At 38.6% G+C, this 15,506-nt stretch carries 17 protein-coding genes; 10 read left to right on the top strand and 7 right to left on the bottom strand.

Going from position 1 to position 15,506, the window contains the following annotated elements; genetic code table 11:
- Window positions 1-13 precede the first annotated feature (13 nt).
- The 6 genes from allB to RBH88_RS07875 form a co-directional block, all read right to left on the bottom strand.
- On the bottom strand, window positions 14-1,375 hold the full coding sequence (allB, locus tag RBH88_RS07900) for an allantoinase AllB (protein WP_213691178.1): 1,362 nt from the start codon (window positions 1,373-1,375) through the stop codon (window positions 14-16).
- 18 nt (window positions 1,376-1,393) lie between these two features.
- Window positions 1,394-2,719 carry a TRAP transporter large permease gene (locus RBH88_RS07895; protein ID WP_213691177.1) on the bottom strand — a complete coding sequence of 442 codons (1,326 nt, stop codon included), beginning with the start codon at window positions 2,717-2,719 and terminating at the stop codon, window positions 1,394-1,396.
- A 24-nt stretch (window positions 2,720-2,743) separates the two neighbouring features.
- Complete coding sequence (locus tag RBH88_RS07890) at window positions 2,744-3,268, bottom strand: TRAP transporter small permease subunit (protein ID WP_213691176.1); 525 nt, start codon at window positions 3,266-3,268, stop codon at window positions 2,744-2,746.
- 75 nt (window positions 3,269-3,343) lie between these two features.
- Entirely contained in the window at window positions 3,344-4,399 is a 1,056-nt protein-coding gene (locus tag RBH88_RS07885; protein WP_213691175.1) for a TRAP transporter substrate-binding protein, read from the bottom strand.
- A 105-nt stretch (window positions 4,400-4,504) separates the two neighbouring features.
- On the bottom strand, window positions 4,505-5,197 hold the full coding sequence (locus RBH88_RS07880; protein WP_213701146.1) for an aspartate/glutamate racemase family protein: 693 nt from the start codon (window positions 5,195-5,197) through the stop codon (window positions 4,505-4,507).
- A gap of 220 nt (window positions 5,198-5,417) precedes the next feature.
- The gene (locus RBH88_RS07875) at window positions 5,418-6,095 is read right to left on the bottom strand and encodes a GntR family transcriptional regulator (protein WP_213691173.1); all 678 of its coding nucleotides are present in this window, start codon (window positions 6,093-6,095) and stop codon (window positions 5,418-5,420) included.
- A gap of 229 nt (window positions 6,096-6,324) precedes the next feature.
- Between RBH88_RS07875 and RBH88_RS07870 the strand changes: the two genes are divergently transcribed.
- The 7 genes from RBH88_RS07870 to RBH88_RS07840 are packed head-to-tail and all read left to right on the top strand — an operon-like array spanning window position 6,325 to window position 12,272.
- Complete coding sequence (locus tag RBH88_RS07870; protein WP_213691172.1) at window positions 6,325-7,482, top strand: 2-oxoacid:acceptor oxidoreductase subunit alpha; 1,158 nt, start codon at window positions 6,325-6,327, stop codon at window positions 7,480-7,482.
- Window positions 7,482-8,297, top strand: coding sequence for a thiamine pyrophosphate-dependent enzyme (locus tag RBH88_RS07865; RefSeq protein ID WP_213691171.1), 816 nt, complete (start codon window positions 7,482-7,484; stop codon window positions 8,295-8,297). Before RBH88_RS07870 ends, RBH88_RS07865 begins: the two co-directional genes overlap by 1 nt.
- The gene (locus tag RBH88_RS07860; RefSeq protein WP_213691170.1) at window positions 8,294-8,842 is read left to right on the top strand and encodes a 2-oxoacid:acceptor oxidoreductase family protein; all 549 of its coding nucleotides are present in this window, start codon (window positions 8,294-8,296) and stop codon (window positions 8,840-8,842) included. Before RBH88_RS07865 ends, RBH88_RS07860 begins: the two co-directional genes overlap by 4 nt.
- A gap of 4 nt (window positions 8,843-8,846) precedes the next feature.
- Window positions 8,847-9,980 (top strand): succinate--CoA ligase subunit beta, encoded by a 1,134-nt coding sequence (locus RBH88_RS07855; RefSeq protein WP_213691169.1) that lies wholly within the window; start codon window positions 8,847-8,849, stop codon window positions 9,978-9,980.
- A 1-nt stretch (window position 9,981) separates the two neighbouring features.
- Window positions 9,982-10,848 (top strand): succinate--CoA ligase subunit alpha, encoded by an 867-nt coding sequence (gene sucD, locus RBH88_RS07850; RefSeq protein WP_213691168.1) that lies wholly within the window; start codon window positions 9,982-9,984, stop codon window positions 10,846-10,848.
- 5 nt (window positions 10,849-10,853) lie between these two features.
- Window positions 10,854-11,054, top strand: coding sequence for a ferredoxin family protein (locus RBH88_RS07845; RefSeq protein WP_213691167.1), 201 nt, complete (start codon window positions 10,854-10,856; stop codon window positions 11,052-11,054).
- 15 nt (window positions 11,055-11,069) lie between these two features.
- Entirely contained in the window at window positions 11,070-12,272 is a 1,203-nt protein-coding gene (locus RBH88_RS07840; protein WP_213691166.1) for a pyridoxal phosphate-dependent aminotransferase, read from the top strand.
- Between the two features lie 54 nt (window positions 12,273-12,326).
- On the opposite strand, the gene RBH88_RS07835 is transcribed toward RBH88_RS07840, so the two are convergent.
- Complete coding sequence (locus tag RBH88_RS07835; protein ID WP_213691165.1) at window positions 12,327-13,361, bottom strand: homoserine dehydrogenase; 1,035 nt, start codon at window positions 13,359-13,361, stop codon at window positions 12,327-12,329.
- A gap of 152 nt (window positions 13,362-13,513) precedes the next feature.
- Here RBH88_RS07835 and RBH88_RS07830 point away from each other — a divergent pair, with 152 nt between their 5' ends.
- Genes RBH88_RS07830 through RBH88_RS07820 form a run of 3 tightly spaced genes read left to right on the top strand, consistent with a single transcriptional unit; the run spans window position 13,514 to window position 15,391 of the window.
- Window positions 13,514-14,029 (top strand): YeeE/YedE thiosulfate transporter family protein, encoded by a 516-nt coding sequence (locus RBH88_RS07830; protein WP_213691164.1) that lies wholly within the window; start codon window positions 13,514-13,516, stop codon window positions 14,027-14,029.
- Between the two features lie 3 nt (window positions 14,030-14,032).
- Window positions 14,033-14,563, top strand: a complete 531-nt coding sequence (locus RBH88_RS07825) for a DUF6691 family protein (RefSeq protein WP_213695324.1) — start codon at window positions 14,033-14,035, stop codon at window positions 14,561-14,563.
- A 45-nt stretch (window positions 14,564-14,608) separates the two neighbouring features.
- On the top strand, window positions 14,609-15,391 hold the full coding sequence (locus tag RBH88_RS07820) for an ADP-ribosylglycohydrolase family protein (protein ID WP_307879516.1): 783 nt from the start codon (window positions 14,609-14,611) through the stop codon (window positions 15,389-15,391).
- Window positions 15,392-15,506 lie beyond the last annotated feature (115 nt).

Below are 15,506 nucleotides of genomic sequence, written 5' to 3'. Positions count from 1 at the left end.
TCATGCCTCCTGACTATTTTGCTGCAATATCCATTTTGTAATAATGCCCATAGCCTGGCTTTACCTGTATTTTGCCGTCTATAAACACTGTTTTACCTCGTATGATAGTGCGTTTTATTTGTCCTTTGAATTTTTTGTTTTTATAAGGACTCCATTTATTGAGGTAGAAAAGCTTACTATCATCTTGCACCCATTCTTTAAGAGGGTCAAAAAGAATAAGGTCTGCATCGTATCCTATCTGGATATCACCTTTTGCATAACCTAATCCAAATCGTCTAGCTGGCTGTGTGGCGCAAAGTTTAACTAGTTGAGTCCAAGAGAGTCCTCTTTTTCGTCCCTCTGTAGCAACGACAGGTAAGAGTGTCTGGACACCTGTACATCCTTCTGATACGGTCCAGAAATTATTATTTTGAGGAGTTTTTTTCTCAAAAGAATGTGGAGAATGGTCTGAAACAATCATGTCAATAGTGCCATTTAAAACCATTTCCCAAAGTCGTTCTACATTTTCACGAGACCTGACGGGAGGATCACATTTTAATAAAGCACCATCTCGAATGAGATCTTCTTCATCTAGAGCGAGATATTGAGGACAAGTTTCGGCTGTTATATTGGTTATGCCGTGTCCTCGAGCTTCTCTTAGTGCTTCGGCTCCACTTGCAATACTGAGATGGCATATATGTGTTTTGCAATTAGGAACAAGGGAAGAGAGGAAGATAAATCTCTTTACTGCTTCTAACTCTGAATATTCAGGGTGAGACTCTAAATAAGCTTGTGCGTCATCACGGCCAGATAGCAGAAAATCATCAACTAACTCTTGTATAAGAGTGTCGTTCTCTGCATGTGCACAAACCATTCCACCTAACTGGCCTATTTTTTTCATTCCTTTGAGAAGTAAGCCATCGTAAGTCATAGGGTAGTTTGAACATCTACAGGTGAAAATCTTATAACATTGAGCTCCAGCTTCAAAAGTGGCCTCTATATCGTTCATATGATGGGGAATAATTCCACTATACAAAGAGAAATCAACAACAACTTGAGGAAAAGCAGATTTTTTCTTTTCTTCAAGAGCATCAACTGTTACAGTACTAGGTTCAGAGAGAGGCATATCAACTATAGTCGTTATTCCTCCTGCTGCTGCGGCTTTAGTTACACATTCAAAATTTTCTCTTTCAGGCGTTCCATGACCGCAATGAACATGTGTATCAACAAGACCAGGCATAACGAGGTGATCTTGGGCATCGATATATTCAGATGCTGAAATGGTAGATTCGCTTGAGAGAATAGCTGCTATTTTCCCGTCTTTAACAGCTATCTTGCCTTTATATTCGCCTTGTGATGTTACTAGTGTTCCATTTTCTATAACGAGATCGTACATTCCATGAACACCTCCAAGTTATTTACCCATGAGAAGATTCGGAAGCCATAGTGAAATTTGAGGGAAAGCTATCAACAGAATCAGTACTACGATGTCACACAGACAGAAAGGCCAAATTCCCTTAAAAATTTGTTCTAGTGTTACTCCTTTTCCGGCAACTGCTTTTGCCATATAAACATTAAGCCCTACGGGTGGGGTTATTGCTGCTATTTCACTGAGCTTAAGGACGATAACGCCAAACCATATGGGATCATATCCGAGAGAGATTATGATGGGCATAAGTATTGGAAGGGTTAGAGCATAGATGCCTATTTCAACCATAATCATTCCAAGGAAGAAATAAATAAGTAAAATTCCGAGTAAGATAACAAATCTAGGAACATCCCAATTTTGAACAAATAGCGCCATGTTTTGAGGAATATCCGTAAGAGCAAATATTCTTGAAAACAGGAGCGCCCCTACATTTATGATAAACATCATAGCTGTAGTATTGGCAGAATCTCTCAAAGGATCTCTCAAATCTTTTATATGAGTAATACTTTTTTTAAGAACTCCCGTAACAAGTGTTACTAAACAACCTGCTGCTGCAGCTTCTGTCGGGCTGAAAACTCCTGAGTACATCCCTATGAAAACTACTCCTACAACAAGGAGAATTGGCAAGAGATTTTTGAATGCATCGCTTTTTTCTTTCATGGTAAGTTTCGCTTTGTTTATTTCGAGGGGGGCCAGTTCAGGATGTTTTTTGACGCGATAAATAATTGATACAGAGTAAACGAAGGCAGTAAGTATACCTGGAATTACGCCTGCAGCAAATAACCTTGCTATAGATTGTTCAGTAAAAAGAGCGAAAATAATAAAATTAATACTTGGAGGGATCATATTAGCAAAAGTACCAGCAGAAGCTACACATGCAATCGAAAAACTTCTATCATATTTGTATCGATCCATTTCTGGCAGAACAAGTTTTCCGAAAATAGCAGTATTAGCTAATGAAGAACCGGATATTGCTCCAAATATAGCAGAGCCAAAACACGTAGCAATTGCTAACGCTCCTGGCCATCGGCGAGTAAGTTTATATACACCATCGTAAATATAAGTTCCGAATCCTGCGATAGTTGCAAAGGCTCCCATCAGAATAAAAAGGGGAATGGAGCACCAGCTTGGGGCAGCAATACAGTGGTACATAGTTTGTCCCAGAATAGAAAGGGCAGAGCCTAAACCCCCTAACAAAAACATTGATGTAATAAAACTTACTAAAATAAAAGCAAGTCCAATGGATAAACCAAATCCCATGGCCGTTAGTAGAAAAACTATAGAAAACAATCCTAAAGTAGTAGGCTCCATATTTTAGTCACCTCAATTTACAAATTAAGCATTCGTATGGTCTAGTTCGTGAGGAGTATCAACAATAAAATCTGTGCTTTTAATTTTCTTATAATCTTCGATAACACAGGTTGCTAATTGAAGCCAATATATGATTAAACCTATTACCATAATCCATTTTACTGGCCAAAGGGGCATGGGAACTATTCCTGTAACGGATGCTTTTTTTATAAAAGCCCGAAGGGCGTCTCTATATACAGCTAAGAGACAAATGTTTATGATAATCCACTCTATACAGTGAGTGACAAAACGCATTTTGTTTTTTATTCTTGGTGATACTCTGTCTGTGATAACTTCTAGTCGAACGTGTTGGTCGTTTTCCTCTGTATGAGCTAGCCCGAGGTATATTAGAATGACCATGGCGAAAACAGCAAGTTGCAATAACCCTTGTATAGGTTTATTAATTTCTCGTGTAATTATATTAATGAGGAAAAGTAACATCATGATGGTCATAAGTAGTCCACCTAATTCAGCAAGCATTGCATTAAGTTGTTTTAAAAAATTCTTCATTTTTAAGAAACTCCCTTTCTTTCCCCCATAAACTATTGAAGAAGGGGAAGAAACAAAAAACTTCCCCTTCCTTTTTTATTTTTCTTTTGCGATTCCTTCTTCAATAATGGATTTTAGCTGTTCCAACATTTCAGAAGAATTATCTACGCCGTCTGTTGACAATTCTTTTGTGAAAACTTTTCGTAATTCGATGAGGCATGTTTCATCTGCCCAGTTATCCACATCTTCCGTGGAATAGAAATTTACAGTACAGCCAGCTTCTTTTTCTGCTTCTACAATGCGGTTGAATTCTGCTTCATACATTTCTGCAAACGCTCTTTCGGTATTCTCACTTGCTCTGAGAATTCCTTCCTGAATATCTTTAGGTAAAGAATCCCATTTTTTCTTATTTACACAGTAAAACATTGGTTGCGACCAACCGATTGCTTTTCCTGTGAGTATATTTTTAGCTGGTTCATCAAATTTCTGCCGATGCATTCCATCATAATTAGAAACGATTCCATCAACAGTTCCTGTTTCCAATGCCATGTAGCAATCTCCCCACGGAATAGAAACAGCAATAGCTTTTTGATTTTCTAGCAGTTTTAAATTCCAGCGATCTCCTGCTCTCCATTTTTTACCTGAAATGTCTTTAAGAGAGGTTATTGGATAGCGAGCCATATAGGCCATAGGAAGGCCATTTTCCATTAGGAGTATTTTGATTCCAGCTTCTTCTAATTCTCTTTTGAATTCTGGAATTCTTTCTATACTTTCTTTATATATCCAACGAATGTTTTCCCATTGTTCCGGCCCTTTGGGAAAAAGCCAAAATGCTCCAAAAAGAGGAAGTTGTTTAGGATAAAAATCAGGATAAATTGCAGCTATGTCAACAATACCCTCTGAAAGAGCATTCAATTCTTCCTCAGCATTAAAGAGGACACCACCCCAGTAAGCCTTTATTTTTGCCTTGCTATTGGTTTCTTTTTCTATTTGATCAAACCAGTATTCCCCAATCTTTCCTTTAAGGCCACCGCAAACGTCATGGTCAGATAGCTTTAATTCAATTGCAGCTTGTGCTGAATTAATAAATGGTGCGGAAAAGAATATAACAGCGACTAAAGTTACGAGAAAAACTTTCAGGATCTTTTTCATTGTGTGCCCTCCCTTTTATTTTCTCTCATCAGCTATGCTTTTCACGCTTTACATTGAACTCTAATTCTTATTGTTTCCACTATTCACCACCTTTTCTATTATTTTTTATGACAATGAAAATGTAACAGCTGCCTGTGAATGAAGATAAGTACTATCAAAAAGAGGAATCAGGGTATCTTTTTGCTTAAGAAGCAATGGAATTTCTGTACATCCTAAAATAATTCCTTCCGCTCCTTGTTGAACCAATTTGTTTATAATCTTCAAAAATTCTTCTCTTGATTTAGGATTTATCTTTCCTACACCAAGTTCATTTTCAATAGTGTCCATAATGAATTTTCTTTCTTCTGAGGTAGGGATAATAGAATGGATGCCATATTTCTGAAGATGTTCTTTATAGAAAGGGAGTTCCATAGTAAAAGTGGAACCGAGAAGTCCAACAGTATTAACATGTTTGTCTATAATTTCTTTAGCTACAACATCAATAATATTTATAAGATGAGCTTTAGTTAGCGCCTTTGAGACGTCTTGTGCTACCTTGTGGAGTGTATTGCAACAAATAAGGATGCAGTCAGCGCCACTGTTTTCTAGTTTTAATGCCATATTTGTCATTTCGTTAGTTATTTCTTCCCATTGTCCTTTTCCCATAAATTGGTTAATAGGATCAAAATCGAAACTCCCAATCAACATAGACGCGGAGTGTCTTCTTCCCATTTTTTCATGTGTCATTTCGTTAATAATTTTGTAATACTCACTAGTTGATTCCCATGTTAATCCCCCAAGAAGCCCAATTGTTTTCACGGTAGATCACCTCATTAAATATATGTCGAACTCTAAAAAGGCGAGCAAGGTTTTATATTTTTTATGATCTGAATTGCATAATAATATTATTTGTTATTGACATTATATATCACGTGTTATTGTTAATGTCAAAAATATTTTGCATTTTACATATTTTCAATATTAAAAAAATATGGGAGAAGAAATCTTCTCCCATATCCACATAATCTAAGTTAAAAAGTTATTCTTCAGTATCTTTCTTTGTTTGAAAAACGAGGGAATTCATTGTTCGTTTTTCTGCATTTTGAAGGTGAGATTTGACTCTTTGTTCTACAAGGTCTGGATTATGCGTTTTTAATGCATCTACGATTGAGAGATGTTCGTAAGTTACAGGAACAATAATTTCTTCAGGGAATGGACCTTCTTCAGCAAAGTAGCGAATCCTTCTTGCATTTATGCTCAGGTTGTTAAGAGAGTTGATAATGAGGTAGTTAGCCGTATATTTTGATAAAAGGGCATGAATAGCTAAGTCCGACTTTTTATACAATTCAAAGTCGCTTGGATGTTCGAGTACTATTTTTAAAGTGTTTTCTATAGAGTCTAGTTCAGCATCAGAGCAATGGCTTGCAGTGTCTCTTGATGTATGAGCTTCAAGAAGTCTGCGAAATTCCCATGTATATTGGGCCAAATTTTTGCTTATTTGTGTAACAATAGCACCTTTGTTTCTTTCGATGGATACAAGCCCAACACCCTCTAAACGAAGTAGCGCTTCCCGAACAGGAGTGGTACTTACTCCAAATTCACTTGCTAATTTGTCAATCTGCATGAGTTCGCCTGGTTTATACTCGTTGCTAACGATTTTTTCTTTAAGAGTTTCAAAAACTTGGTCTCCAAGTGATTGAAAGACTTTTACGCCCATGCTCTTCATCCTTCCTATTTAATTTCACTACGTGAACTATCCAATACTTTCGTCTTTTTTAGCGGCAATGTCAAGTGCAAAGAAATAAAGAATGCAAAGTGTTTTAAATATTATCTGTAAAGTATGTAATATATTTGACATTAAGCATTTTACATGATATGAATATTCCGGAAATTAAAAGCTTAAAAATAGGTATAGCGGTAAAAACAAGGTGAAAGGAGCTTTGTCTATGGGAACTTTTGATAAAAACAAGGAAGGCAGAGTTTTATCCGGTGTTCACTTCATGTTAGGCAATTACGCCTGCGTAGAAGGAGCCTTGGCTGCAGGATGTAATTTCTTTGCCGGATACCCAATTACTCCGGCCAATGAAATTTCAGAGAGAATGTCACGACGTTTGCCTGTTTTAGGGGGACATTTTCTTCAAGGAGAAGATGAGTTGTGTTCTATTTACGCTATATCAGGAGCGTCGCTGGCAGGTGCCAAAGCTATGACAGCAACGGCAAGTGCCGGTTACAATTATATGCAAGAAGGAATTGGCTATGCTATTGCTGTTGAAGCTCCTATTGTTATTGTTGATGTTCAACGTTGTCGAGGAGAGAATTTTGCGACGCAAGCTGACGTTATGCAAATGAGATGGGGAGTTAGCGGCGATCACGAAATGATTGTTTTAGCCCCTTCTTCTGTACAAGAGCTTTTTGATTATACTGTTCGAGCTTTTAATTTAGCTGAGGAGTATCGTACTCCTGTAGTGGTTATGTCTGAAACAACTATTGCTTTGATGAGAGAACGGCTTTCTATTCCTGCTCTATCAGAGATTCCCATAGTACATCGGAAAAAAACAACCTCTTCCCCTGAAGAATTCATGCCTTTTAAAGCCGACCCTTTTGGTGTTCCTGATTTTGCTGAACTTGGAGAAGGGTATCATACGATCTACTCTCTGAATCCCCATGATGAAAGTGGAAGCATAGATTGGGATCCCGATGTTTTTGAAAAACTATATAAAAGAATAACGGGGAAAATTTGGGAAAACAGACATGTCATATCTACGACGCAAGAATTTGGCATGGGTGATGCAGACATAGCTCTTATAGCTTATGGAAGTGAAGTAAGGCCGTGTCTTGATGCAATGGACCTTGCACGTGATAAGGGAATAAAAGTAGGAGTTCTTAAACTTGATGCAGTTTGGCCTGTTCCAGAGGAAGCAATACGGGAAGTTGCCAAAAACGTAGGTGTTGTTATTTCTGTTGAGATGAATATGGGCAAGTATGCAAGAGAAATAGAGCGAGTATGTGGAGGGCTCTGTAAGACAATAAGAGCTACTCGTAATAGGGGACTTATTCATTCTCCGCAAGAAATATTGGCAGCCATAGAGGAGGTCAGGGCATAATGCGAAAAAATCCTTTGCGAAAATACGTTCGAGAAGAGAAATTACCTCATATGTTCTGCCCAGGTTGTGGATGTGGTCAGATATTAAATACTTTTTTACAAGTAGTTGACGAGCTTGAAATTGATTTAGATTCCATGGTTGCCATAGGCGGAGTAGGATGCACTGCTCGTATTCCAGTCTATATTAAATCAGATGTATTGCATGGTGTACATGGAAGGACTCTAGCATGGGCTACTGGGATAAAACTTCATAAACCTCAGACAAGGATTGTTATATTTGCAGGAGATGGTGACGCTGCGGCAATAGGTGGTAATCATTTCCTTCAGGCAGCACGGCGAAATCTTGACGTTACGATGATTGTTGTCAATAACTTTAATTTTGCTATGACAGGCGGGCAAGTTGCACCTATGACCCCTCCTGCGGCTATCACAATGACAACTCCTTATGGGAGTGGGGAACCTCCTTTCGATTTATGTAAAGTAGCAGAAGCTGCTGGAGCAAGTTATGTTGCTCGAGCAGCGACCCCTTTCCAGCCTCTTATGAATAAATTAATGAAAGTGGCTCTTCTACATGAAGGTTTTTCGGTTCTTGAAATTTTGTCACAATGTCCAACTCACTTTGGACGTTATGCCTTGAATACAGGACAACCCCAAAAAGTTTTTGATTGGGTTCGATCTATATGTGTTACTTCTAAACAAACAGAAAGTATGAGTTCAGAAGAACTGAAAGGTAAAACTATCTTGGGAGAATTCGTTAATAAAAAACGTCCCATTTTTGAAGGGAGTTCTGTATATCGAGAGGGGGGGCAGGCATGAAGCCTTTAAGCATTCGTCTATGTGGCTATGGTGGCCAGGGGATTATTCTTTCGGCCATTATTCTTGGTGAAGCTGCTGTTACCAAGCGAGGACTCTATGCAGTGCAAACACAATCCTATGGATCAGAAGCACGAGGAGGGCAGTGCCAGTCTGAATTGATTATCTCTGATAGTCCGATTCGGACTCCCATTCAAGAAAAAAATGATGTTCTGGTTGCGCTTTTTCAAACAGCTTTTCAAACATATATCACAGGGCTCAAAACTGATGGTTTGCTTATTGTCGATAGTGAGCTTGTTCCAGATCTTTCTAAAGTTAGTTCACAAATCACTGTTTATAAGATTCCGGCAACGGAGATTGCGATTGGTTTAGGCAATAAGATGGCAGCCAATATGGTGGTACTCGGATATCTTCAGACGAAAACAAATCTGTTTACGAAAGAGCAACTGCTAGAAGTAGTACAAGATAACATAAAACCTCGTTTTTGGGATTTGAATAAAAAAGCTGTAGAAGCTGGCGTTCAATTTGCTCTAAATTCGGAGGAATAGAATAATGAAGCTCTATGAATTTCAGGGAAAAGAACTTTTTGTACGCTGTGGTATCCCTGTTCCACAAAGAATCCTTGTCCGTTCTATCGAGGAGATAGAATCTCTGAATGCTCCCTTAGTTTTAAAATCTCAGATTCTTTCTGGTGGACGTGGAAAAGCTGGGGGCGTAGTCGTATGTAATGATAATGTTTCATTACAACAAGAAGGTCGAAGATTATTGGGTGCTGATCTTAAGGGAGAAAAGGTAACGGCTCTTCTAGCGGAAGAGAAGATTGATATTTTGCAAGAATTTTATCTTTCTTTTGTCGTCGATGGAGAGTTAAAGCGGCCTCTTATTGTTGCAAGTGCAGCAGGAGGGATGGAAATAGAAAAAATTGCTGAGGAAGCTCCCCAGAAAATTATTAAGTTGCCATTTGATCCCCTGGTTGGCCCTTCTGATTATCATTTCCGTAAGGTTGCTTCTTTCCTGAAGCTTGATGATGGAATCAAGACATTGCGTAAAGTTTTACAGGCGATGTATGCCTTGTTTAAGGAATATGATGCAAGTCTGATAGAAATCAATCCTCTTGTTAAAACTCCTTCCGGTCTCGTTGCTCTCGATTCAAAAATCAATCTTGATGATGACGCAAAATATAGGCAAAAAGGGACTTTTCAAGAACTTCTCGAACAACAAAAAATGCTAGCAGATGACAAAAATACAAAAAAGGATGAGGGAACGATTACATATGTTTCTCTCGATGGCAATATCGGACTTATTTCAGATGGAGCTGGAACAGGAATGCTTTCTCTAGACCTTATTCGTGATTTTGGTGGAGACGCTGCAGATTTTTGTGAGATGGGAGGAATAACGAGTCCTGAAGTTATGTACAAAGCTATGGAGACTGTTTTTACACGATCAGAAACAGAAATTAAAAGTTTGTTAGTAGTGCTCATTGGTGGTTTTAACAGAATGGATGAAATGGCAGAAGGAATTATTCAATATCTAAAGGATCATACTGTTTCTATTCCGTTTTTTGTTAGATTATGCGGAACAATGGAAGAAGAAGGCAGAAAAATGATGAGAGACTCGGGCCTTCCTGTTTTTGATGACCTTGAGCAAGCAGTTGTTTGTGCAGTCAAGGCAGCGGAGGAAATATGACATGTCTATTCTTGTTAATGCCGAGACAAGGGTTCTTATTCAAGGAATTACTGGTCGTTCTGGAGCGCTTCAGACTCAAACACTTATTGACTACGGTACCCGTGTGGTAGCAGGAGTTACTCCTGGTAAAGGCGGTTTGACTGTTTACGATGTGCCTGTCTTTGATTTTGTGGAAGAGGCTGTTTTGACATGTGGTGTGGATGCAGCTATTAGTTTTGTTCCTCCTGCTTTTGCTAAAGATGCAGCTTTTGAAATTATAGATAGTACAATTCCACTGCTTGTTCTCACAATGGAGGGAATTCCTCAAAAGGATGTTCTTGAAATTTTAAGTTATGCTTCTGCCCACAACACTAAAGTGATAGGTCCTGGAGCTGCTGGCTTAATAGCTCCAGGGAAGTGCAAATTGGGGGCACATCCAGCTCGCATGTTTAAAGAAGGATATGTGGGGGTAGTTTCCAAGAGCGGCGCTCTTTCTTACGAAATGGGTAAAACATTGACTGAGGCTGGTATTGGGCAATCTACTGTTGTGGCTTTAGGCGGAGGACCTATTTGGGGAATGAATCAAAAAGATATAGTTGAGCTTTTTCAAGAAGATCCAGAAACAGAAATAATACTGCTTTTGGGAGAGATTGGCGGAACAACTGAGATAAAAGCAGCAGAATTTATTGCAAAACATGTAACAAAACCTGTGGTTTCTCTTATTGTGGGGCGGTCAGCTCCTGTCGGTAAATCTTTGGGTCACGCTGGCGCAATTATAAGAGGAAACAAAGGTACAGCTGCTTCTAAAATAGAATCTCTCGAAAAATCCGGAGTGCATATTGCTCGAAGTCCCAGAGAAGTTGTTGAGATTATACGTACATTGAGGTGAAATTTATGACCATACATATTGATAAAGATTTATGTAAAGGATGTGGACTTTGTGCCAATGCTTGTCCCGTTAACGTTTATGAAATTACGGGAGAAACAAATCGTAAAGGTTTTGCTGTTGTAACAGCCCTTCATGCAGAAAGGTGCGTCGGATGCAAAGTATGCGAAAAAACGTGTCCTGATTTAGCTTTATTTATTGAAGTATAGATGGAGGGTAAACTTATGGCACGCAAAGTTTTATCAAATCTTGTCTCTGGAATTAAACCATCACCTACGGAAGAGACGTCTTTTTTGGCCAATAGTCTTAAACGTAAGGGTATAGATATTATTAGTTTTGCTCAAGGTGAACCAGATTTTGATACTCCAGATTATATAAAAAAAGCTGCAATCAAAGCTATTGATGAAGGTTTCACAAAATATACAGATGTTCCAGGAATTTGGGAACTTCGTGAAGCCGTGGTAGAAAAACTAAAACGTCGAAATAATCTTGACTACGACGTGAACGAAATTCTTGTTGGAAATGGTGGCAAACAACTTCTTTATGAAGCTTTTGCGACGTTATGTGATCCAGGAGATGAAGTGATAATTCCCACCCCTTGTTACGTAAGTTATGTAGATCAAATACGGCTTACTGGTGCTCGTCCTGTCTTTATGCCGACACGGGAAGAAAACAAATTTCGACCTTGTCTGGAAGAGGTAAAAAAAGTTTGGAACCCCAAAGTTAAAGTTTTTGTGCTTAATTCTCCGTGTAATCCTACGGGAGCTGTCTTTGAAGAAAAAGAGATGAGGAAAATAATGGATTTTCTCATTGCAAGAGGAACATTTGTTGTCACAGACGAAGTTTACGAATATTTGTTATATAACGGGACTGAACATACAAGCCCTGCTTCTTTGGATAAGAAGTATCGACCTTGGTGTGTTCTCGTTAATAGCGTTTCAAAAACATATGCAATGACTGGTTGGCGAGTAGGATACGCAGCTGGTCCAAAAGAGATTATAAAGGGAATGAACTCTCTTCAGGGACATCTTACTGGAAATGTTAATTCTATAGCTCAAAAAGCTGTTGTGGAAGCGCTTTCTGGCCCGCAAAACGACATTGATTTTATGGTTGAGAAATATGCAGAACGTAAGGATTATATTGTAAGCAGAATAAACTCTATCGAAGGGTTATCATGTGTTAATCCTGATGGAGCTTTTTATATCTTTGCCAATGTAAAAAAAATGTTTGGAAAATGTTTTCAGGGTGAAAAAATAGAAAACGATCGAGATGTGGCTAAATTTTTCCTCAATGCGGCACATGTTGCAGTTGTTCCTGGTGTAGCCTTTGGCTATGAAGGGTATGTACGTTTTGTTTTTGCTAAATCTCTAGAAACAATACGAGAAGGCCTCGATAGAATAGAAGAAGCCATGTTTCACCTTGAGTAGCTGACGAACCACTCAAAAACATCAGGACGGGGCAATCATTTCGTCCTGATGTTTTTAATGTGCAAATTGATATCCTTTATGGATATTTATAATATCTCGAAGAATAGATGCAGCTGCAGGAATAGTTCCAGAGGCACCACCTATGAGTGTTAAATCACCAAGACTATCAGTCTTGTAACAAACAGCTTTATTTGTTCCATTTACGTTATAGAGGGGATGGTCAGAATTCAGAGCCTCAACTTTTACACTCAGTGAAAGATCTGAACATCCTCCTAGTGTTTTGCCTATAAGTTTGAGGCGCTTTCCTTCTTGGCGTGCATTATCTATATCTTTAAATGAAACCTTCGTTATTCCTTCTACACTAACATCTTTTAATTTGTACTCCTTACACATAAGAATATTTGTAAGAATAACAAGCTTTGTAGCCGTGTCCCAGCCCTCTACATCAAGAGATGGATCTGTTTCTGCTATACCCATTTCTTGGGCATGAGCAAGAGCCTCGTCATAGGTGCAGTTTCTTTCTTGCATTTCACTTAAAATATAATTACTAGTGCCATTCAAAATTCCTTCTATAGATAAAATCTTTGCTCCGGCAAGGTCGATACACCCAGCGTAAATAGTGGGCAAAGCCCCTCCTGTGGTGCATCCTACTCCAAATTGAACGTAATTTTGTGCAGCTAGAGCATTTAATTCTTTATAAGCGAGCAAGACTGGTCCTTTATTTGCTGTTACAACATGAATGCTTCTCTGAAGAGCTCTTTTTATGTGAGTTAGCCCAGGTTCTCCAGTAAGATTGTTGGTTGGGGTTACTTCTATGAGCAGGTCTACATCGCGTCTGGCAATAAGGCTTTCAAAAGTTTCTTCTTTTGTCCCTTCTGCAGGAAAATCTTCGAGTGCACTTCCGTTATTTACATGTTCAAGAAGACACTCGAGGTTTATTCCAGAAGGATTGTAAATACCTTCTTTACTTTTTATTACTGACTTAAGAGTAAGCGTCAATCCAATGCTGTTTAAGAAATTTTTCTTTTTAATTAAAAGTTCAACAAAAGCTTTTCCGACGCCTCCAAAGCCCACGAGAGCTGCACGCATGATAAACCTCCGAAACTTTTAATTTACCTTTTTAAGATTAACATAAAAAGATGAAATTTTCTTTATGCCATTTTAAAATAATGATTGAACAATTTTTTATTTTTAAACTATAATGTATTAATGCAATGAGGACAGAGAAAGGAGGAAAAGTAATGCGGCAAAGAATAAGACCAATGAACCCGTATATAGCAGGTAGTTTAGCAGGCGTTTTGTCTGTTGTTTCTACGTGGTTGACTGGGAAGTATTTCGGAGCCTCTACTTCTTTCGTTCGTTCTACAGGGTTTGTAGAAAAAGTATTTGCCTCTGAGCATTTTCTGAAAGTTGCGTATCTTGTGAAGTATGCTCCCAAGATAGATTGGCAACTTATGTTTATTGTAGGTATTTTTTTAGGGGCTCTTATGAGTTCTTTTATTTCTGGAACGTTCAGAATTCAGTTGACACCTGATTCTTGGGAAGATCGTTTTGGCGTACGCATTTTTCCTCGGGCAGTAACGGCTTTTATAGGTGGAGTAATTGCCATGTTTGGGGCACGACTTGCCGATGGCTGACCGAGTGGACACGGACTGAGCGGTTCGCTTCAGTTAGCAGTAAGTGGTTTGATAGCTCTTGTTTGTTTCTTTGGGGCAGGCATGATTGTTGCTCGTATTCTTTACGGGAAGGGGGAGTAGTGGATGAAACCCGATCTTATTTTCGGACTTGTAACAGGAATTATCTTCGGTATTTTGCTTCAAAAGTCTGAAGTAATTCGTTACGATAAACAGCTTGGGGCTCTTCGACTGCTCGACTTCACCATTCTTAAATTTATGCTCTCTACAATTGTTGTGGCAATGATTGGCACATACTTCCTTTTAGATCTCAATATGGTGAAACTATCGATAAAACCTACTATTCTTGGAGGGGTTATTCCAGGAGGTATTTTCTTCGGCATTGGTTGGGGATTGTTGGGATATTGCCCGGGAACTGCTATGGGAGCATTAGGAGAAGGGCGTCTTGATGCATTTTGGGGCATCTTAGGAATGTTGGTAGGAGCAGCTTTATATGCAGAAACATTTCCTTTTATGGAGCGTACTCTTTTGACGTGGGGCAATTTGGGAAAGATTACCCTTCCTCAAATACTTGGAGTGAATCACTGGGTTGTTATTACTATATTTGTTTTAAGTGCACTTTTATTTTTCCATTGGAGTGAAAGACGAGGATTATAAAGGGTAAAATGAAGTGTTATGAATTAAAAAAAGGAGGAAATATTCTTGATTGGAGCTGTAGCTGGAGACATTATAGGATCAATTTATGAGTGGAGTCCTACAAAAAATTATAACTTTGAACTTTTTAATAGAAAATCTTGTTTTACAGACGATACAGTTCTAACGATCGCTACGGCCGAGGCTCTTTTAGGAAAAGGTACAGAAGCAAATAGGAAAGATTTTTCGAGAGCATATATGAAATGGGGAAGAAAATATCCACATGCAGGTTATGGGGGACGTTTCAGGGAATGGCTGCGATATGGTGATCCTTCTATTGTTATTGATAGTTTTGGTAATGGCTCAGCTATGCGTGTTAGTCCCGTAGCCTGGGTTTCTGACGATATTGATATCGTTTTAAAACTAGCTCAAGAGAGTGCCGCTATAACCCATAGTCATCCAGAAGGCATTAAAGGGGCTCAGGCTGTTGCTGCAGCCATTTATATGGCACGGTATGGTGAAAATAAAGAATCTATTCGTTTAAACCTAGAGCGCATGTTTGGTTACGATCTAAGTCGAAAAATTATAGATATAAAAGCTACATACACATTTAATGTAACATGCCAGGGCTCTGTTCCAGAAGCCATAATTGCATTTTTGGAAGCAAATAGTTATGAAGATGCTGTTCGTTTAGCAGTTTCTTTAGGTGGGGATACCGATACACAGGCCTGTATGGCAGGATCAATGGCAGAAGCTGTGTGGCCTGTTCCTCAGGAAATAAAAGAAAGGAGTCAACGAATCTTGACGCAAGAGTTGTATCAAATTATTAATGAATTTGAAAAAAAGCATTGACATAAGTGCCTGTACCCTGTATGGTATTAAGTATAGTGTTTATGTAGAGTATAAGAGGTGATTTTTATGTCTATGCTGCTCGTTCTGACAAGTTTTTTAGTTATGATTTTGCTGA

It is taken from the genome of Aminobacterium sp. MB27-C1 (assembly GCF_030908405.1).
Lineage (GTDB): Bacteria > Synergistota > Synergistia > Synergistales > Aminobacteriaceae > Aminobacterium.
This window is presented reverse-complemented; position numbering and strand designations above follow the sequence as displayed.

Coding starts and splice junctions, on each gene's coding strand:
- allB (WP_213691178.1), bottom strand. CDS start 1,375: ATGTACGATCTCGTTATAGAAAATGGAACACTAGTAACATCACAAGGC.
- RBH88_RS07895 (WP_213691177.1), bottom strand. CDS start 2,719: ATGGAGCCTACTACTTTAGGATTGTTTTCTATAGTTTTTCTACTAACG.
- RBH88_RS07890 (WP_213691176.1), bottom strand. CDS start 3,268: ATGAAGAATTTTTTAAAACAACTTAATGCAATGCTTGCTGAATTAGGT.
- RBH88_RS07885 (WP_213691175.1), bottom strand. CDS start 4,399: ATGAAAAAGATCCTGAAAGTTTTTCTCGTAACTTTAGTCGCTGTTATA.
- RBH88_RS07875 (WP_213691173.1), bottom strand. CDS start 6,095: ATGGGCGTAAAAGTCTTTCAATCACTTGGAGACCAAGTTTTTGAAACT.
- RBH88_RS07870 (WP_213691172.1), top strand. CDS start 6,325: ATGGGAACTTTTGATAAAAACAAGGAAGGCAGAGTTTTATCCGGTGTT.
- RBH88_RS07865 (WP_213691171.1), top strand. CDS start 7,482: ATGCGAAAAAATCCTTTGCGAAAATACGTTCGAGAAGAGAAATTACCT.
- RBH88_RS07860 (WP_213691170.1), top strand. CDS start 8,294: ATGAAGCCTTTAAGCATTCGTCTATGTGGCTATGGTGGCCAGGGGATT.
- RBH88_RS07855 (WP_213691169.1), top strand. CDS start 8,847: ATGAAGCTCTATGAATTTCAGGGAAAAGAACTTTTTGTACGCTGTGGT.
- sucD (WP_213691168.1), top strand. CDS start 9,982: ATGTCTATTCTTGTTAATGCCGAGACAAGGGTTCTTATTCAAGGAATT.
- RBH88_RS07845 (WP_213691167.1), top strand. CDS start 10,854: ATGACCATACATATTGATAAAGATTTATGTAAAGGATGTGGACTTTGT.
- RBH88_RS07840 (WP_213691166.1), top strand. CDS start 11,070: ATGGCACGCAAAGTTTTATCAAATCTTGTCTCTGGAATTAAACCATCA.
- RBH88_RS07835 (WP_213691165.1), bottom strand. CDS start 13,361: ATGCGTGCAGCTCTCGTGGGCTTTGGAGGCGTCGGAAAAGCTTTTGTT.
- RBH88_RS07825 (WP_213695324.1), top strand. CDS start 14,033: ATGAAACCCGATCTTATTTTCGGACTTGTAACAGGAATTATCTTCGGT.